Here is an 18,675-nt window from a genome sequence, read left to right on the forward strand (position 1 = left end):
TATCACGACACAAGTAAATTGGAAACATAACCTGAAAGTCGCTTGGTTTGGGAACTTCCTGACAGGTGCCAGCATTTCTCTGGTGACGCCTTTTATGCCACTTTTCGTGGAGCAGTTGGGTGCTAGCGGTCATGAGGTGGAGTATTACGCTGGGCTAGGGATTTCACTCTCTGCAATCTCAGCGGCGCTGCTCTCTCCTGTCTGGGGAAGTCTCGCCGATCGATATGGCCGTAAGCCTATGATGATACGTGCAGCTACTGCCATGGTTTTCACTATGGGAGGTATTGCCTTTGTACCCAATATTTTCTGGCTCTTGCTCCTACGCTTTCTAAACGGTGTTTTCGCTGGTTATGTTCCCAACAGCACAGCTCTGATTGCCAGTCAGGCTCCCAAGGAAAAAACGGGTTATGCTCTGGGAACTCTCGCGACCGGTGTCGTTGCGGGTAATCTTATGGGGCCATTTATTGGCGGTCTGATTGCGGAGATGTTCGGTATTCGCAATGTCTTTCTCCTGATTGGCGGCTTCTTTCTGGTGGCAGCCTTGATGACCTTTTATTTGATTCGGGAGGATTTTGTGCCAGTGACCCGACAAGAAGAGGTAGGCTTTAAGGAATTACTGCGCCAACTCAGGTATCCTAAGATGTTGATTAATCTCTTTCTGACTAGCTTTGTCATCCAGTTTGCAGCTCAATCTATCAGCCCTATCCTTTCCCTCTATGTCAGAGAGTTGGGGCAAAAGGACAATCTAATCTTTGTTTCGGGTCTCATTGTTTCTAGCATGGGACTTTCCAGCATGATGAGCTCCAGCATTCTGGGGCGTTTAGGAGACCGTATCGGCAATCACCGACTTCTAGTGCTGGCTCAGTTCTATTCAATCCTGATTTATCTGCTCTGTGCCAATGCTGGCTCCCCTATGCAGCTGGGCTTTTATCGCTTTTTATTTGGCCTAGGAACAGGTGCGCTGATACCAGGTGTCAATGCTCTGCTAAGTAAGATAACACCCAAGTTTGGAATCTCTAGGATTTTCAGCTATAATCAGATTTTCTTTTATCTGGGTGGGGTAGTCGGCCCTATGTCTGGATCGGTCATTGCGGCAGCCTATGGCTATCATTCAGTCTTTTATGCAACAGCAGGGCTAGTTGCTGTCAGTATGCTGGCTAATCTCTTTAGTTTTCGAAATTTATTTAAAAAGAAGGATATCTAGTGCGCGTTAAAATAAATTTAAAATGTTCCAGTTGCGGCAGTCAGAATTATCTGACCAGCAAAAATACTAAAACGCATCCGGAAAAAATTGAGGTCTTAAAGTATTGCCCTAAGGAAAGAAAAGTTACTTTACATCTTGAATCCAAGTAGATTTTATGATAAAATAGATAGGATTTTAAGGAGTTTTTATTTATGTACAACCTATTATTAACCATTTTAGTCATTTTATCAGCTATTATTGTCATTGCAATTTTTATGCAACCAACCAAAAATCAGTCCAGCAACGTCTTTGATGCCAGTGCCAACGATTTGTTTGAACGTCCTAAGGCACGCGGTTTTGAAGCTGTGATGCAGCGTATGACGGGAATCATGATTTTCTTCTGGCTATTGATTGCATTGGTATTAGCAGTATTATCTAGTAAATAAAATGGGCTCTGACTTCGTCTTGGCCTATTTTTTAAGTTTTAAAGAGATTTAGCAAGGATGAAGAATGAACTCATCAAGAGAAGAGGAATATGAAATCAGAAATCATTGAATATTTAAAAGAAAGGCAGCAGGCTAGCGTAGATGAGCTGGCGGCTGCTTTGGGGAAAGAGTCTTCCAAGGCTTTTAGTAGCTTGGTTAAGACCATCTCCCAGATGGAAAGAAAGCATCAGATTCGCTTTGATGACAAGGGGCGGATTGAGATTTATGAGAAGAAAAAGAAGGAGCGTCTGACGCTCAAAGGTGTTTTTCATGCCCACAAGAATGGCTTTGGCTTTGTCACCCTGAATGAGGAAGAGGATGACCTCTTTGTCGGCCGCAATGATATCAATCATGCCATTGATGGCGATACGGTGGAAGTAGTCATCACCAAGGTGGCAGACCGTATCAAGGGAACATCAGCTGAGGCTAAGATTATCAATATTCTGGAGCACAGCCTGACGTCGGCAGTTGGCCAGCTGGTTCTGGATGAAGAAAAGCCCAAGTATGCGGGCTATATTCGCTCGAAAAATCAGAAAATCAGCCAGCCTATATATGTTAAAAAACCAGCCTTAGTTCTGGATGGTACAGAGGTACTCAAGGTCACTATTGACAAATATCCAAGCAAGAAACACGATTTCTTCGTGGCCAGTCTGGTTGATGTGGTCGGCCATGTCAACGACCCAGGTATTGATGTACTGGAAGTGCTGGAGTCGATGGACATTGTCTCCGAATTTTCAGAAAAGGTCTTGGAAGAAGCCGAGCGAGTTCCGGATGCACCGACTGAGAGTGATTTGGCAGGGCGTTTGGACCTGCGCGAAGAGATTACCTTTACCATCGATGGAGCAGATGCCAAGGACTTGGATGATGCGGTCCATATCAAGCGCCTTAAAAATGGCAACTTTGAGCTAGGCGTCCATATCGCAGATGTGTCCTACTATGTCAAAGAAGGCTCTGAGCTGGACAAGGAAGCCCTCAATCGGGCAACCTCAGTCTATGTGACCGATCGGGTGGTACCTATGCTGCCAGAGCGCCTGTCCAACGGTATCTGCTCGCTCAATCCCAATGTGGACCGTCTGACCCAGTCGGCTATCATGGAGATTGATGCCAAGGGGCGCGTGGTAAAGCATGCCATCACCCAGACTGTTATCAAGACGACCTTCCGCATGACCTACAGTGATGTCAACGACATCATTGCTGGAAATCAGGAAAAAGCTGAGCAGTTCAAGGAAATTGTGCCTAGTATTGACAGCATGGTACGACTACATGAGATTCTGGAAAGCATGCGCTTTAAACGTGGTGCACTTAACTTTGACACTAATGAAGCCAAAATCATGGTCAACAAGGAAGGTCGGCCAGTGGATATTGTCCTACGTCAGCGAGGAATTGCTGAGCGCATGATTGAGTCCTTTATGCTGGTGGCGAATGAGACGGTGGCTGAGCATTTTGCTAAGCTAAATCTGCCCTTCATCTATCGGATCCACGAGGAGCCTAAGGCGGAGAAGGTGCAGAAGTTTATCGACTACGCCTCTAGCTTTGGGATTCGGATTTACGGGACGGCTAGCTCCATGAGTCAACAGGCACTGCAGGATATTATGGAGGCGGTCAAGGATCAGCCTTATGAGGATGTTCTATCCATGATGCTTCTGCGCTCCATGCAGCAGGCTCGCTACTCTGAGCACAATCACGGACACTATGGTCTGGCAGCGGAGTTTTATACGCATTTCACCAGCCCGATTCGCCGCTATCCGGACCTTCTGGTTCACCGGATGGTGCGGGATTATGGCAAGTCTAAAGAAATAGCAGAGCATTTTGAGCAAGTGATTCCAGAGATTGCCAGTCAGTCTTCCAGCCGAGAGCGTCGGGCTATAGAGGCCGAGCGTGAAGTTGAAGCCATGAAGAAGGCTGAGTACATGGAAGAATTCGTTGGGGAAGAGTTTGACGGCGTGGTATCAAGCGTAGTTAAGTTTGGACTCTTTGTCGAGCTGCCCAATACGGTCGAAGGCTTGATTCATGTTACCAACTTGCCAGAGTTTTACAACTACAATGAGCGGACTATGACCCTGCAAGGAGAAAAGTCTGGCGTGGTCTTCAAGGTCGGCCAGCAGATTCGCATCAAGCTGGTTCGAGCGGATAAGGCTACAGGCGAGATTGACTTTGAATACCTGCCTAGTGAATTTGACCTGGTAGAAAAGACTAGCAAGAGTGGCAGAGGCAAGTCAGGCAGAAAGAGACGCCGTGAGGATGACAAGCGCAGCCATTCTTCTAAAGAAAAAGGCTACAGAGATAAGAAAGATAAGAAGTCCAAGAAAGGCAAGAGCCAGAAGGCATTTTACAAGGAACTAGTCAAGAAAGGAGCCAAGCATGGCAAAGGGAGAAGGAAAGGTCGTCGCGCAAAATAAAAAGGCCAGACACGACTACACCATCGTAGACACCATCGAGGCTGGCATGGTGCTGACGGGGACGGAAATCAAGAGCGTCCGGGCTGCTCGTATCAATCTCAAAGATGGCTTTGCCCAGATTAAGAACGGTGAGGCCTGGCTCAGCAATGTTCATATCGCGCCTTATGAAGAGGGCAATATCTGGAACCAAGAGCCTGAACGTCGCAGAAAGCTGCTGCTGCATAAGAAGCAGATCCAAAAGCTGGAGCAGGAGACCAAGGGAACTGGTATGACGCTGGTGCCGCTCAAGGTCTATCTCAAGGACGGCTATGCTAAGCTCCTCCTAGGTCTAGCCAAAGGGAAGCACGATTACGACAAGCGCGAGTCCATCAAACGCCGCGAGCAAAACCGCGACATCGCTAGACAGATGAAGAACTTTAATACAAGATGAAAGACTGGGGGACCGGTCTTTTTGAGTATTCAACTCTGACTTTTGATTTATGCTATAATGGAAAGGATGAAGGTTTTAGAATAACTGATTTTCCTCAAAGTTTATATTTTAAAATAAAGTACATAGTGGAGTAATTAGAAAAACATGAAAAAGACAAATAGAAAATGGTTGAACCGATTACTGTTGTTTGTATCTGTTCTCGGATTGATAGGGGGAAGTTTATTCCTCTATCAATGGTATCTGTCGGAGAAATATACAGGCTACCAGTATTACACTGGAAAAGCGAAAATAGACTCTTATCAATTTATTGCGGATGGCAAAGGAGCGATAGTACATTGGGATGTAGTTCAGTCAGAGGAAGCAGAATTGCGCAAGTATAATAAACAATTATTCACTGAATGGCGCAATCCTACATCTCAAAACTATATTCTCAGGGATAATATGAAATTACCAAAGCACCCTTCGGATATTCATGAATCGGTTGGGAAGGATGCCTATTGGACTTTATCAATTTACAAGATAGAAGGGAATAAACTGAAAGAGGAACCTGAAATTGACTTACTGGCTACAGTGGACGAATATAAGAAGGGGTATATTGCGAGTTATATTGGCCCAGTCTATTCTTATAAAGGTAATGATTTGTTGGCGCTTTACATTAGACCCTTAGAAGAGTCTAGAGCAAAGAAACAGGTGTTTTTAAATCTTCAAACAAGAAAAATTGAAGAAGTAAAAGCTATTGAAAATATAAAGTTTCCCTATTCTACTATAAAACTTAGTAATATATCTGACTTTGGAATAAAAAGTGATGTAGTTGGGTTCCATTTTACAATCAAACCAGAGGAAATGGTAGGCACACTTATTAGCAAAGATAAAAATGCTATGAACATATTAGAGAAAGAGAATTCTCAAGTTGTCATTTTGACAAATGAAAATAGTTTTGATAACGTTGATAGAATTGCATCGGTTTATTCAAAGTTTTTGCCAAACGATTATAATCTTTATAGAGACTCTAAGATACCCAAGGAATTTTCTACAGATGGTCAGGATCATACGGTCAATTCCAAAGAAGAATTTGACCAATATTATGATATTGAAAAAGCCAAAAATCTTTATCATCTGAATGATTAGAATGTTGGTAGACGGTTTATTTTCTATCTTCGGCAGTATATTATCTGAAAGAGCACACTTTGATTTTTGTTACTGAGCTCGGACCGATAAGGGTACAGTGATATATTTTTTCTTGATGTTCTCGTATTTTTTGAATTGAACTATCAAAGATATGCTGCTGGCTGCAGTATTAGGCTTCTTTGGCTATAAGCAAGTTAGCAAGAAAAAAGAAGATTCATAAACTTCCTATGTGAGAAAGAACTGGTTGATGGACAAGTTCTTTCTTTTTGCAGGGAAGGCCGTTCAATTTGACACTTGTCAAGTCTGTGCTTTTCGAGTATGATAAAGACAGTTAGATTATTCGGAGCTTGGCTTTCAGAGAAAGGATTTTTTATGACAGAAGAATTGCTAGCCTATAAACGTATGCCGCTGTGGACGGCTGAGACCATGCCAGAAGCGGTAAAAAGAAAGCACAATACCAAAGAGGGAACTTGGGGCAAAATCACTGTTCTCAAGGGACACCTTAAGTTTGTCGAGATGTCAGAGGAAGGTGAGGAGCTGGCTGAGCACATCTTTGAAGCTGGTCGGGACAATCCTTTTGCCCAGCCCCAAGCTTGGCATCGGGTCGAAGCCTTGACAGATAATTTGGAGTGGTATTTGGAGTTTTACTGTCGGCCTGAGGATTACTTCCCAAAGAAATACGGCAGCAATCCAGTGCACTCAGAGGTTTTGGAAGCCATGCAGACAGTCCGGTCAGGACGGGCATTAGATCTAGGCTGTGGCCAAGGTCGCAATGCTCTCTTTCTGGCCAAGCAGGGCTTTGAAGTGACGGCCGTAGATCAGAATGAGCTGGCGCTGGAGATCTTACGGAGCATTGTGGAGCAGGAGGATTTAGATCTGCCAGTGGGTAGCTACGATATCAACTCAGCTAGTTTGACCCAGACTTATGATTTGATCGTTTCCACTGTTGTACTTATGTTCCTGCAGGCGGAGCGGATTCCGGATATTATCCGCAATATGCAAGAGCATACAGCGCTTGGTGGCTACAATCTCATCGTCTGTGCTATGGATACAGAAGACTTCCCATGCTCTGTTCCCTTTCCTTTTACTTTTAAGGAAGGTGAACTTGCTGAGTATTATAAAGACTGGGAGCTAGTTAAGTACAATGAAAATCCTGGCCACCTCCACCGCCGTGATGAAAACGGCAATCGAATTCAGCTGCGCTTTGCGACTATGCTGGCTAAAAAGGTTCAGTAGAAGATGCTAGGACAGAAGCTAATTTTTGAAAATTTAGCTTTTCCCACTTATTTTGAGGTTCTGGTTTAAAAGGTCTGGGAGACAATTTAAATTGTCTCAGATTCAATATTTTTTGAACATAATAAAGCTAGACTGAGGCATTTTTGTCTTAGTCTTTTTTATTTTAGTAAAAAACTTTAGAAATATTTTAGAATTTCTTGAGAAATATCTGAAGTTTGGAGGCTATACTAGAAAGTGCAAGGAGGAGAGAAAAGAGCTGGAAGCAACAGGACAGCTGATGGAAACTTTAGTTTTTCTTTAAGTGTGAGTCTAGAGCAGATCACTTTTAAAAGCAGACTGAATGACCTTATTTTCTCCTCTTGCGGCAAATTTTTCCAGACCTTCAGTTTTCTGTTGACGAGGAAAAAAGAATATGTTAAAGTAAATGAGTAAAATAAAAAAGTTAATTATATTTTACTTAATATACAAGGAGGAACTCATGAAGAAAAGAACGAAAATCATTCTAACTTCTACGTTGACTGTGACCGGCCTAATCTTAGCTGCCGGTGGCTACTGGGCTTATAAGACCTTTGTCCCTCAGGAAACACCGATCGATAAGAATGCCACAGTGAGGACCAATTACTATCAAGCCATCAATAAAAAATGGCTGGAAAAGGCAGAGATTCCTAGCGATCAGCCGTCTAACGGTGTGTTTTATGAGCTGAACGAGCAGGTCAAGGATAAGATGAAGGCGGATGTCAAAAATCTAGTCTCTGGTAAAGAAGAGTCAACGATTGAAGGTATGCCTGAGTTTATCAAATACTACCAGCAAGCTACTGACTTCAAGCAGCGGGAAAAGGATGGCTTAGATCCTCTCAAGTCCTATCTCAAGGAAATTGAAGACTTGTCCGATCTAAAGGACCTAGCTAGCAAGGCTGTTGACTGGGAAAAGCGTGGTCTGGCTCTGCCGTTTACCTTTGAAATTAGTTCTAACCTAGAAAATACCAATCAGAAACAAGTGAATCTGTCCAGTCCAAGTCTTATGCTGCCGGATAAGAGCTACTATGAAGATGAAGGTGCTAAGAAAAGGATGATGGATCCGCTGGAAAAAGCATTCAAAGAAGCCTTGCAAAAGCTGGGCTATAGTGAAAAAGACAGTGAAAAGATCGTCAAAGAAGCCTTAGAATTTGATGGAGAATTGGCCAAGTATGCTCAAAGCAATGAAGAAACTTCGGAAATTAAAAATCTCCACCATCCTAAGACGGCAGAAGACATCAATGCCTACTCTGATAGCTTTAAGTTTCACGATATTATCAATGCCTATCTAGGCCAGGAAGCTGGTGATGTCAATGTACCTAACCCTAAGTATTATGAAAATTTTGCCAAAGTAGTCAACGACAAGAACTTTGGCAAGCTCAAATCTTGGATGCTTGTGAAGCAGGCAGCATCAGCATCTAGTTTTCTAACCGATGACTATCGGCTGATTTTTGCAGAGTACCAAAAATCCTTGCAAGGTACTAAGGAAGCAACTTCAAAGGAAGATGCAGCATACAACCTGACAACAGGAACTTTTTCAGATGTCTTTAGTCTTTACTACGGTCGCAAATATTTCGGTGAGGAAGCCAAGCAAGAAGTGACCCAAATGGTCAAAGATATCAAGGAAGTTTATCGGGAACGTATGCTGAAAAACGAATGGCTGTCAGAAGAAACCAAGCAGAAGGCAGTCAAGAAGCTGGATACGATGAAACTCTATATCGGCTATCCTGAAAAAGTTCGCGAAGTGACTAAGGCCTTAAAAGTAGATGATAAAAAATCCTTCTTTGAAAATGCAATTGCTTTGAGTCAAGCAAAACATCAATATGATGTTGAACACTTCTCTGAGCCAGTAGACAAGGACGAGTGGGTGATGCCTTCCTATGATATCAACGCTTATTACTCACAGGAAAATAACAGTATCAACTTCCCAGCCGCAATCCTGCAGAATCCATTCTTTGATGTTAAGCAAGAAATGGAAAAGAACTATGGTGGTATCGGTATGGTTATCGGTCACGAGATTACTCACGCCTTCGACTCAAACGGTGCAAACTTTGATGAAGAGGGGAATTTGAATAATTGGTGGACAGAAGCAGATAAGAAAGCTTTTGACAAGAAAATTGAAGCAGTTACCAAGCAGTGGGATGGTATTGAAATCTACGGCGGCAAGGTCAACGGCAAGCTTACGGTAACAGAAAATGTAGCCGATGCGGGTGGACTTTCAGCTACTCTAGAAGTTGTTAAAAAGAAATATCCAGATGCAGACTTGAAGAATTACTTTGAAAACTATGCCAATATCTGGAGAAGCAAGGCCAGTCTGCAATTTAACCAACTTCTCCTGAAGGTAGATGTCCATGCTCCGTCCGAACTGCGGGTCAACCAGCAACTCAAAAATGTAGAGGCCTTCTATGAAACCTATCCAGAAATTAAAGAAGGTGATGCCATGTATCTGGCTCCAGATAAGCGGGTCAGCGTATGGTAAGATGGCTTGTCTAGAGAAGACGGTAAAATAATCTAAGCTATGAAGCACAACCAGTTTGGTAATAGGAGAGAAGTTCGTTCTTTTTCTCCTATCCATTCTTTCCTGCGATACTTGCGCGGCTGCGGGTTGTGCCTCCGCAGCCACGTGTCTTTAAAGTCAGATTATATCTGGCTTTTTTCTTTTACAAAAAAATTTTTATACAGCTTGATATAAATCTATGGAAATTTATTCAAGAGACTTGGTGGGGTTGCTAGGTATAGAGCTAGAGTAATTTCTTCCTAGGGGAATTTATTCATTTTAGGCAGCAGAAGAGATTTTGGAAACGCTTGCAACCATGGTAAGAGAATAGTATACTAAATATGCGATAAATATTTTATCAATTAATATACAAAGGAGAAACTGATGAAAAAGAAATTTTTCAGTTGGGCTATTCCAGCCTTGATGCTTCTTACACTCTTCCCTTTTCAGGCTGTCTCAGCCTGTACCGGATTTATTATCGGGAAGGATTTGACGACGGATGGTTCGACTCTCTATGGTCGAACAGAGGACCTGGAACCCAACCACAACAAGAATTTTGTGGTGCGGGAGCGCAAGTATAATAAGGCTGGTGATAAATTTGTAGATGAAACCAACGGCTTTAGCTTTGATTTGCCAGCTGTTAGCTACAAGTATACGGCGGTACCGGATGTGACACCAGAGCAAGGCGTTTTTGATGAGGCCGGTTTTAATGAGGAAGGCGTTTCTATCTCTGCGACGGTCTCGGCCAGTGCTAATGATGATATTCAAAAAGTAGACCCTTATGTCAAGGACGGTATCGCTGAATCTGCTTTAACTTCTGTAGTCCTGCCTCATGTGAAAACAGCCAAAGAGGGAGTGGAGCTCTTAGCCAAAATTGTCAGGGAAAAAGGTGCAGCCGAAGGCAATATCGTGACGATTGCTGACAAGACGGGTGTATGGTATATGGAAATCCTATCTGGCCACCAATACGCTGCCATCAAGTTTCCGGATGACAAATACGCTGTTTTTCCCAATACATTTTTCCTAGGCAGTGTAGATAAAAATGATAGTGAAAATACAATTCTTTCAGCTGATCTTGAAAAAATAGCGCAGGATGCTGGCACCTATAAGGAAATCAATGGCAGCTTCCATGTAGCCCAATCCTATAATCCGCCGCTGGCAGAAGCTGACCGCTCTCGGGTTTGGTCTGGTATCAAGGCGCTGGATCCCAATGCAGATGTGCAATATGACGATGAATACTTTGAACTCATGCACTCAACCAGCGACAAGCTTAGTCTGCGTGATGCTATGAACTTGCAGCGCAATCGCTTGGAAGGAACAGACTTCAAACCGCAAGATCAGATGGAGCTAGACGGAAAAGGGATTCCTGATAAAACTAAAGCAGATCCAGTTTATAAATATCCTATCTCCAATCCAAATGTCATGGAGGCTCACATCTTCCAGCTCAAGGATAATTTACCTGCCAATACTGGCGGGGGAATTCTTTGGTTGGCTATGGGAAGTCCGCGCAATGCACCATACCTTCCTTACTATGGCAATATCAGCAATACCGCTCAGCCTTATCAAGAAATGAGTACAGCCTACAATGAGAATTCATGGTATTGGACTGTTAGCCGCATCAATGATTTGGTTGCAAAATATCCAGAACTATTTGAAGATGGCTCTATTCGCAGTGAAATTGAGCGTATGGAAAGCCAATGGATAGAGGAACAGCCAGCTCATGACAGCGAGCAGATTAGTCTGGCTGAACAGCCAGAACAAGCCAGTCTGAAAGCGACAAAAGATTCTATGGAGCGAGCGGATTCAGTCTTTAAGCGTCTTAAGGAAATTCAGAAGATTGCTGAAGATAAGGTTGTGGCCGAATATGGTGCAAGTGCTTTAGAAGAGATTGAGGAGTCAGAGGACTCTGACACAGAAGAGACAATTCGTCTAGAAGATTTTGACTACGATATTGCTATTGCAGGAGGCATCTTTGTGTTGACTGTCATTGGAATAGCCATTTATCTTGTCAAAGGAAAAAATAGAAAAGGAGCAAACAGTCATGAATAAAACAAGAAGAATTGCTCTCTATATCTACTTGGTCCTAGCCGGTATCGGCTTGCAGTTTGAGCTAGGCTCCATGGCGGAAAAGGAAGTCACCTTAGAAGCTGGCCGCGACTTGGTTCTGAACTTAGCTGTTTTAGCTGCCTTTTTCCTGCCTTTCTATTTCTTGATTAAAAAACTCGCCAAAAAGTTATCGGTTGAGATGATCGTTCTAGGAACAGCTCTCTTTGGAGGTGCCTTTATCTCTGGCTGGCTTAGCTTTGCAGGCAATAGCTTGATTGATATTATTAACTCTAACTTTATCAAGGATCCAGCTGTTTTCAATGATTGGACCAATGCGCTGACAGCTCCTTTTGCAGAGGAATTTTTCAAGTCTCTGACAGCCTTTGCCGCTCTCTACATTTTGGGGCGCAAGGATATTCAGTCAGTCTTCATCGCTGGGCTGAGTTCGGGCTTTGGCTTTCAAGTCATAGAGGATATTGGCTATGTATCCAGAGTGACTTTCGGAGGACAATATAGTGGTTCCTTAGAAGCGGTTGGCAGGATTGCTGGCGGATTGGCTTCACATACTCTCTATACAGCAGTGGTGACCGTTGGGGTTTATCTTCTCTTCTCCACGGCTTACAAGAAATACCGTCTCTTTGGTCTCTGGTGCGTCGTATCAACAGTTGCTAATCACTTTATTTGGAACTCTCCTTTCTTCGAAACAGAGCATCGGATTAACATCGTTGTTGGTTTCTTATTTGCCTTTCTCGTTGCTACCTTTATAGAAGTTTACCGACTGGTTTTGAAGGAGAAAAAGACAGATTTAGAAATTTAAATAATTTTCAGGGAATATATAAAACAAGAGCTTGAAATCGCTTGCAAAACCTAGTATAAAAGGCTATACTGAATATAGTATTTAATTTTGTAATTTTTTACAAAAAAACAAAGGAGATATTTTTATGAAAAAAATATTGTTTCGTTCCTTGTTAGCTCTTTCGACCATTTTTCTCTTTCCTTTCCAAGTGGTCGAAGCCTGCACAGGATTTATCGTCGGGAAAGACCTAACAGCAGACGGCACGACGCTTTACGGTCGGACGGAGGACTTGGAGCCCAATCACAATAAGGTCTTTCTGGTTCATCCGAGAAAGACCAATGCGAGTGGTGCCAAGCTGGTCGATGAAACCAACGGCTTTGAATGGACCCTGCCGGCAGAAAGCTACAAGTATACCTCGGTATCAGATGTGACCCCATCCCAAGGTATTTTTGACGAGGTTGGCTTCAATGAGTACGGTGTTTCCATTTCTGCGACTGTTTCTGCCAAGGCTAATGATGCCATCCAAAAAGTGGACCCTTATGTAGAAAATGGCTTGGCTGAGTCTATCCTGACAACTGTCGTTCTTCCACATGTTCAGACTGCTCGGCAAGGTGTGGAGCTGATGGCACAGATCGTCAGAGAGCAGGGAGCAGCAGAGGGTAATATTATCACCATTGCTGACAAGACTGGTGTCTGGTATATGGAAATCCTATCTGGCCACCAATATGTTGCTATTAAATTCCCAGATGACAAGTATGCAGTCTTTCCTAATACTTTCTTCTTGGGTAGTGTTGATTTTGATGATACGGAAAATGTCATTGCTTCAAAAGGTGTTCAGGATGTAGCCAAGCAAGCTAATTCTTATAAAGAAATTGATGGTAAATTCCACATTTCTCAATCCTACAATCCACCGATGGCAGAGGCAGATCGTTCACGTGCCTGGGCTGGTATTACTAGTCTGGACCCAAATGCGGCCGTGTCTTATAACGACTCTTACTTTGATCTCATGCACTCCACAGACAGAAAGATCAGTGTAGCAGATGTCATGGCTATGCAGCGCAATCGCTTTGAGGGAACCCAGTTCAAACCGCTGGACCAAATGGAGCTAGATGGTAAGGGGCTGCCACAACGCGGTACGACAGACCCTGTTTACAAATATCCGTTGGGCAACCCAAATGTCATGGAAGCTCATATCTTCCAGCTCAAAGACGGCGTTCCAGCCAATATGGGCGGAGGCACTATGTGGCTGGCGGTAGGCAGTCCGCGCTTCTCACCTTACCTGCCTTATAATGGGAATATCACAGATACTTACGATGCTTATAAGGTCAACACAACTAGCTACAGTCCAGACTCTTGGTACTGGGTAGCATCTCATATCTACGATATGGCGGCCAAGCATCAGGACCTCTTTGGCGGTTCTGTTCAAGACAAATGGAAGGCCTTGGAAGCCCGTTTTATTGAGGAGCAAAATGCTCTAGATGCAGCCAATGCAGCTCTGCCAGACTCTTCAGCCAAAGTTACAGAGGAAACACAGGCTCGAGCAGCGCAAGTCTTTAAGGAAATGAAAGAGCTGGAAGCTGAAATGGAAGCTAAAATCAAGGAAGCAGCAAAAACCACTCCTTCTAGCTCCAGCAAAGACTCTAGCAGCGCTTCATCAACTCAAAGCTCGTCAAGTTCTTCCTCTTCAGAAACTTCTAGCAGTTCGGATACACGGACAGAAGTCAATGTAGAAGATGACAGTTTGGTAGATGTCGCAACTGGCATTCGCTTGAAAAATGCTGACTTGGTCAAGGCCGGTCTTCAGCTGTCAGTGAAAAAACTGGAAAGCAAGATTCAGCCGACAGATACCTATGACATTAGCTTGACCGATCCGAATGGTCAGCCGGTGCATCAGGTCAGTCCAACACTTGTGACGATTCCAGTTCGCAAAGACTTGCCAGTAGATGCAGTCTATGCCCTGGATGAAAATGGCAAGCAAGTTGAGAAATTTGATGTAACGGTTAATCAAAACCAGACTATCAGCTTCACGACCAATCATTTCTCTGTTTACCAAGTGCAGTATCGAAATGAGCAGTCTGTCAAGGCCAAGAAAAAAGACCTGCCCTCAACAGGTGAGCAAGTCACTATCATGGGGATTGCAGGTTTGATTATCCTAGCAGGAGTTTTCTTCCTTTTGAAGAAAGCAAAGAAAAACTAATCTAAAATAAAAAGAAGGTCGAGCAAAATGTTCGGCCTTTCTTAGTGGAAGAAACGACTTTTGTCTGGGCTAGCCTTCAAGCTAGAGCCCTTATCTCAAATAATCATAGTTATAAGTAGTCAAAATTATGTCAGTGAGTTCTTCAGGTTCTTCTTGAGCTCCGCCGGCTATCCAAAGAGAAATAATCCCCTCAACACTGGATAGGAAGATTTCCAAGGCGTATTTCTGAGGGATATGAAAGTTCTCTTCTAAAAAACGCTGGGTAGCAGCCTTTTGCTTATCACTCAGAATGATAGTGGTTATGTACTCCCGAATAGCCTCCCGAAAGTCAATATAATGGCTCTTGGTCAGGGCATTGATAAGACGTTCATTAGCGCGCAGTATATGAAATTTTGCTATCATTAACTTTTTGGGATATTCGTTCTCCGCTTCAAACATGCTATAACTAGAAAGTTGGGAAATAATTTCTTTTTTGAGACTATCAACCATCTGATATTTATCTTGGTAGTGGAGGTAGAAGGTGCCGCGGTTAATCCCGGCCCGTTTGCAGAGTTTGCTGATGGAGATAGTATCAAATCTTTCCTCTGATAGTAGCTGAATCAAGGCTTCTTTGATGTCTTCCTTGGTACTAGTTTTTCGTTTCTGGACCATTTTTTCTTCCTTTTTGCTTAAATCAACACTTTGTTGATTTTTGATTATTGCTTTTTGTCTAAGCTCATTATATAATATCTGTGATTTAGAATCAACACCTTGTTGATTTAATGAAAAGAGCTTTGAAAAGGAGAGAAACGATATGGCTTACATTGAAATGAAACATAGCTTTAAACGTTATCAGGTAGGTGATACAGAAATTGTTGCCAATCATGATATTTCTTTTGAAATTGAAAAGGGGGAACTGGTCATTATCCTAGGTGCTTCTGGTGCTGGTAAGTCTACGGTGCTCAATATCCTCGGCGGTATGGATACCAATGATGAGGGAGATATCCTGATAGACGGCCAGAATATTGCTGACTACAATTCCCACCAGCTGACGGACTATCGTCGCAATGATGTGGGCTTCGTCTTTCAGTTTTACAATTTGGTGCCCAACCTGACGGCCAAGGAAAATGTCGAATTGGCTTCTGAGATTGTCAAGGATGCTCAAGATCCAGTGGCTGTTCTAACTGCGGTTGGTATGGAAAATCGCCTCAATAATTTTCCTGCGCAGCTATCAGGCGGGGAGCAGCAGCGAGTGTCCATTGCTCGGGCTGTGGCAAAAAATCCCAAAATTTTGCTCTGCGATGAACCGACAGGAGCTCTGGACTACAATACCGGCAAGCAAGTGCTGCAAATCTTACAGGACATGTCCCGCAATCAAGGGGCGACGGTGATTATCGTAACCCACAATGCTGCCTTGGCTCCCATTGCTGACCGGGTTATCCGCATGCACGATGCGAGAGTTAAGAGTGTTACAGTCAATGATCAACCACAGGATATAAGTACATTGGAGTATTGATATGAAGAGAAAGATTTATTGGAAAGATATTCTGCGCTCCTTCACTAGCTCTAAAGGACGTTTCCTATCTATTTTAATCCTCATGATGCTGGGCTCTTTAGCTCTCGTGGGCCTCAAGGTCGCTCCACCCAATATGCGCAGAACAGCAACAGATTACTTGAAAGAACAGAGAACCATGGACTTGGCTGTTATGGCGGACTATGGTTTGGATAAGGCGGATCAGAAAGAGCTGGAAGCTATCAAGGGAGCTGATGTCGAGTTTGGCTATCTGACAGATGTCACCGTGGACGAGGAGGCCCTCCGAGTATTCTCAGATACCAAGGATATTTCAAACTTTCAAGTGACCTCTGGTCGTCTTCCCAAGAAAGAGCAAGAAATTGCTCTGGCTAGCTTTTGGTCTAAAAAATATAAAATTGGCCAGGAGATTGATCTGACTGAAAAGGCCGGCAGTCGGTCAGTTCTGAAAAACAAGACCTATAAGGTCGTGGGATTTATCAACTCGGCAGAGCTCTGGTCTGATAGAAATCTAGGCAATGCGACTAGTGGTAGCGGGGCTTTATCAGCCTATGCTGTAGTTAGCCCCAAGGCCTTTGATACAGATGTTTACACTATTGCTCGCCTGCGCTATCATGATTTAGAAAAGCTGGCTCCCTTCTCTGAAAGCTATCAGGAGCGTTTGGAGCAGCACCAGACTGCTTTGGACAAGAGCCTGGAAGATAACGGAGTGGCTCGCTTTAAGCGATTAGAGGCGGATGCCAAAAGTACCGTTCAGAAGGGCCAAGATAAGATTGCTCAGGCTGAGAGCGAGCTGACTCAAGGGAAAAAACAATTAGAGCAAGCTCAGAGTCAGCTATACCAGCAAAAAAACCAGCTAGCAGCAGCTCAATCCGCTTCTATCCTCCCTCCTGCACAGCTCAGCCAGAGCCAGCAGCAGATTCAGGAAGCTGAGTCTCAACTCAATCAGAAAAAATCTGAGCTGGCACAGGCAGAGAAAGACTTATCAGCTAGCAAGGACAAGCTAGCTGACGCTAAGGCAGACCTGAGTCGTTTGAAAGAGCCGGCCTATCATAGCTATGACCGCAAGTCTCTGCCAGGTGGGAATGGCTATCATATGTATAAAAACTCCATGAATAGTATTGCGTCGATTGGTAATATCTTCCCGGTGGTGCTCTATCTGGTGGCAGCTATGGTGACCTTTACCACCATGACTCGCTTTGTCGATGAGGAGCGAACGAATGCAGGCGTCTTCAAGGCTCTAGGCTATCATAGCCGAGATATCATTCGCAAGTTTGCTCTTTACGGTTTGGTGGCGGGGAGTCTAGGTACCCTCGTAGGGATTCTGCTGGGACATTATTTCTTGTCGGGAGTGATTTCTTCTATTATTACCAGAGGAATGGTGCTTTCTGCCCCGCATGCATATTTTTATATTTCCTATAGTTTACTGGCCCTGGGGCTTTCCCTTCTTTCCAGCGTTCTCCCTGCCTATTTGGTGGCAAGACGGGAGCTGACAGAGGAAGCAGCTCACTTGCTTTTGCCCAAGCCACCGGTCAAGGGCTCCAAGATTTTCTTGGAAAGACTGACCCTTATCTGGCGACGTCTTAGCTTTACTCAGAAGGTCACAGCTCGCAATATCTTTCGATATAAGCAGCGGATGTTCATGACCATCTTTGGTGTGGCGGGTTCTGTTGCCCTGCTCTTTGCCGGTCTAGGACTCCAATCTTCCATTGGTGGTATTCCAAAACGTCAGTTTGAGGAGATTCTGCGATACGACTTGATTGTCGCTGTCAATCCTGGGGAGAATCAAGCTGAGCAAGACAAGCTGAAAAAGATGCTGTCAGATGGCTCGATTGCTGATTATCAGGAGATCTATAGTGAAACCTTGACAGAGAAATACAAAGGAAGAAAAGAGACCGAATCAGTCACTTTGATGGTTACGGACAAAGAAAATTTTGAACCTTTCATCTCCCTAGAAAGTCCCGACAAGCAGCAAAAGCTGACTCTCAAGGACGGTGCAGTGGTTTCGGATAAATTGGCCCGCATAGCTGGAGTTAGCCCCGGTGGCAGTATAGAGCTGGATGGCAAGTCTGTCAAGCTCGCAGCAGTCAATGAGAATCATTTTGGTCATTTTGCCTTCATGAAGGCAACTGACTACCAGAAAATTTACGGGAAAAAGCCCGATAAAAATACTTATCTAGTGCGGCTCAAGGACTCTTCCAGCGAAAATATTGTCGATAAGGCCAATGAATTTATGAGCCTCAAATCTGTCAAGAGTGTTTCCCAAAACGCAAGCATGGTGAAGCAGTTCAACGTCCTAGCAGATTCTCTTAATAATACAATGCTGGTTTTGGTCCTGATTTCCATTCTTTTAGCGGTCGTCATTCTCTACAATCTGACTAATATCAATGTCGCTGAGCGGATTCGCGAGCTGTCCACTATCAAGGTTCTGGGCTTCCATAATAAGGAAGTGACCCTCTATATCTATCGAGAGACCATTATTCTGTCAGTAATTGGGATGGCAGTTGGGCTTCTAGGCGGTTTCTTCCTGCATCGTTTTTTGATTGAGAAGGTTGCGCCTAGCATTATCAGCTTAAACCCTCAAGTAAGCCCCTCAGTCTATCTGTTTCCTCTAACTGCAGTGACTCTTATTTTGACCTTACTTGGCTTCTTTGTCAACTACCGTCTCAGACGAGTAGATATGCTGGAAGCACTTAAGTCTGTTGATTGATAAAAAAACACTTCAAAACTTTCACTCACTTGATGGGTGGAAG

The 18,675-nt window shown here is 43.7% G+C and carries 14 protein-coding genes; 13 read left to right on the top strand and 1 reads right to left on the bottom strand.

Translation table 11 applies throughout. The annotated features are described in order from the left end of the window. Window position 1: 1 nt before the first annotated feature. From RYK49_RS04970 to RYK49_RS05020, 11 genes are all read left to right on the top strand, one after another. Window positions 2-1,204, top strand: coding sequence for a multidrug efflux MFS transporter (locus tag RYK49_RS04970; RefSeq protein ID WP_314865084.1), 1,203 nt, complete (start codon window positions 2-4; stop codon window positions 1,202-1,204). Continuing rightward, the gene (gene rpmG / locus RYK49_RS04975; protein ID WP_072074309.1) at window positions 1,204-1,353 is read left to right on the top strand and encodes a 50S ribosomal protein L33; all 150 of its coding nucleotides are present in this window, start codon (window positions 1,204-1,206) and stop codon (window positions 1,351-1,353) included. The genes RYK49_RS04970 and rpmG overlap by 1 nt, the downstream gene beginning before the upstream one ends. A gap of 42 nt (window positions 1,354-1,395) precedes the next feature. Continuing rightward, complete coding sequence (gene secG, locus RYK49_RS04980; RefSeq protein WP_002894878.1) at window positions 1,396-1,629, top strand: preprotein translocase subunit SecG; 234 nt, start codon at window positions 1,396-1,398, stop codon at window positions 1,627-1,629. Window positions 1,630-1,718: 89 nt separating this feature from the next. Beyond that, window positions 1,719-4,067, top strand: coding sequence for a ribonuclease R (gene rnr / locus RYK49_RS04985; RefSeq protein ID WP_314865049.1), 2,349 nt, complete (start codon window positions 1,719-1,721; stop codon window positions 4,065-4,067). Beyond that, window positions 4,030-4,497, top strand: coding sequence for an SsrA-binding protein SmpB (gene smpB, locus RYK49_RS04990; protein WP_002894882.1), 468 nt, complete (start codon window positions 4,030-4,032; stop codon window positions 4,495-4,497). Before rnr ends, smpB begins: the two co-directional genes overlap by 38 nt. A gap of 144 nt (window positions 4,498-4,641) precedes the next feature. After that, window positions 4,642-5,625 carry a hypothetical protein gene (locus tag RYK49_RS04995; protein WP_314865051.1) on the top strand — a complete coding sequence of 328 codons (984 nt, stop codon included), beginning with the start codon at window positions 4,642-4,644 and terminating at the stop codon, window positions 5,623-5,625. Window positions 5,626-5,997: 372 nt separating this feature from the next. Continuing rightward, window positions 5,998-6,861, top strand: coding sequence for an SAM-dependent methyltransferase TehB (tehB, locus tag RYK49_RS05000; RefSeq protein WP_223310670.1), 864 nt, complete (start codon window positions 5,998-6,000; stop codon window positions 6,859-6,861). A 424-nt stretch (window positions 6,862-7,285) separates the two neighbouring features. Next, window positions 7,286-9,355 carry a M13 family metallopeptidase gene (locus RYK49_RS05005; protein ID WP_314865059.1) on the top strand — a complete coding sequence of 690 codons (2,070 nt, stop codon included), beginning with the start codon at window positions 7,286-7,288 and terminating at the stop codon, window positions 9,353-9,355. Between the two features lie 402 nt (window positions 9,356-9,757). Then, window positions 9,758-11,422 carry a C69 family dipeptidase gene (locus tag RYK49_RS05010; RefSeq protein ID WP_314830532.1) on the top strand — a complete coding sequence of 555 codons (1,665 nt, stop codon included), beginning with the start codon at window positions 9,758-9,760 and terminating at the stop codon, window positions 11,420-11,422. After that, on the top strand, window positions 11,415-12,236 hold the full coding sequence (locus RYK49_RS05015) for a PrsW family glutamic-type intramembrane protease (RefSeq protein WP_314830531.1): 822 nt from the start codon (window positions 11,415-11,417) through the stop codon (window positions 12,234-12,236). Before RYK49_RS05010 ends, RYK49_RS05015 begins: the two co-directional genes overlap by 8 nt. A 124-nt stretch (window positions 12,237-12,360) precedes the next feature. Next, window positions 12,361-14,412, top strand: a complete 2,052-nt coding sequence (locus RYK49_RS05020; RefSeq protein ID WP_314865062.1) for a C69 family dipeptidase — start codon at window positions 12,361-12,363, stop codon at window positions 14,410-14,412. Between the two features lie 90 nt (window positions 14,413-14,502). On the opposite strand, the gene RYK49_RS05025 is transcribed toward RYK49_RS05020, so the two are convergent. Continuing rightward, entirely contained in the window at window positions 14,503-15,063 is a 561-nt protein-coding gene (locus tag RYK49_RS05025) for a TetR/AcrR family transcriptional regulator (protein WP_045502009.1), read from the bottom strand. A gap of 142 nt (window positions 15,064-15,205) precedes the next feature. On the opposite strand from RYK49_RS05025, the gene RYK49_RS05030 reads away from it, so the two are divergent. Together RYK49_RS05030 and RYK49_RS05035 are read left to right on the top strand one after the other, a co-directional pair. Then, entirely contained in the window at window positions 15,206-15,907 is a 702-nt protein-coding gene (locus RYK49_RS05030) for an ABC transporter ATP-binding protein (RefSeq protein ID WP_314865066.1), read from the top strand. Window position 15,908: 1 nt separating this feature from the next. Further along, entirely contained in the window at window positions 15,909-18,632 is a 2,724-nt protein-coding gene (locus RYK49_RS05035; RefSeq protein WP_314865068.1) for an FtsX-like permease family protein, read from the top strand. Window positions 18,633-18,675: the final 43 nt, after the last annotated feature.

The sequence above is a fragment of the uncultured Streptococcus sp. genome (assembly GCF_963525625.1).
GTDB lineage: Bacteria > Bacillota > Bacilli > Lactobacillales > Streptococcaceae > Streptococcus.

What these genes read in the sequence shown, in the direction of transcription:
- rnr (WP_314865049.1), top strand. Translation starts at nt 1,719, where the DNA reads ATGAAATCAGAAATCATTGAATATTTAAAAGAAAGGCAGCAGGCTAGC.
- RYK49_RS05005 (WP_314865059.1), top strand. Translation starts at nt 7,286, where the DNA reads ATGAGTAAAATAAAAAAGTTAATTATATTTTACTTAATATACAAGGAG.
- secG (WP_002894878.1), top strand. Translation starts at nt 1,396, where the DNA reads ATGTACAACCTATTATTAACCATTTTAGTCATTTTATCAGCTATTATT.
- RYK49_RS05010 (WP_314830532.1), top strand. Translation starts at nt 9,758, where the DNA reads ATGAAAAAGAAATTTTTCAGTTGGGCTATTCCAGCCTTGATGCTTCTT.
- RYK49_RS05030 (WP_314865066.1), top strand. Translation starts at nt 15,206, where the DNA reads ATGGCTTACATTGAAATGAAACATAGCTTTAAACGTTATCAGGTAGGT.
- tehB (WP_223310670.1), top strand. Translation starts at nt 5,998, where the DNA reads ATGACAGAAGAATTGCTAGCCTATAAACGTATGCCGCTGTGGACGGCT.
- smpB (WP_002894882.1), top strand. Translation starts at nt 4,030, where the DNA reads ATGGCAAAGGGAGAAGGAAAGGTCGTCGCGCAAAATAAAAAGGCCAGA.
- RYK49_RS05025 (WP_045502009.1), bottom strand. Translation starts at nt 15,063, where the DNA reads ATGGTCCAGAAACGAAAAACTAGTACCAAGGAAGACATCAAAGAAGCC.
- RYK49_RS05020 (WP_314865062.1), top strand. Translation starts at nt 12,361, where the DNA reads ATGAAAAAAATATTGTTTCGTTCCTTGTTAGCTCTTTCGACCATTTTT.
- RYK49_RS05015 (WP_314830531.1), top strand. Translation starts at nt 11,415, where the DNA reads ATGAATAAAACAAGAAGAATTGCTCTCTATATCTACTTGGTCCTAGCC.
- RYK49_RS04995 (WP_314865051.1), top strand. Translation starts at nt 4,642, where the DNA reads ATGAAAAAGACAAATAGAAAATGGTTGAACCGATTACTGTTGTTTGTA.
- RYK49_RS05035 (WP_314865068.1), top strand. Translation starts at nt 15,909, where the DNA reads ATGAAGAGAAAGATTTATTGGAAAGATATTCTGCGCTCCTTCACTAGC.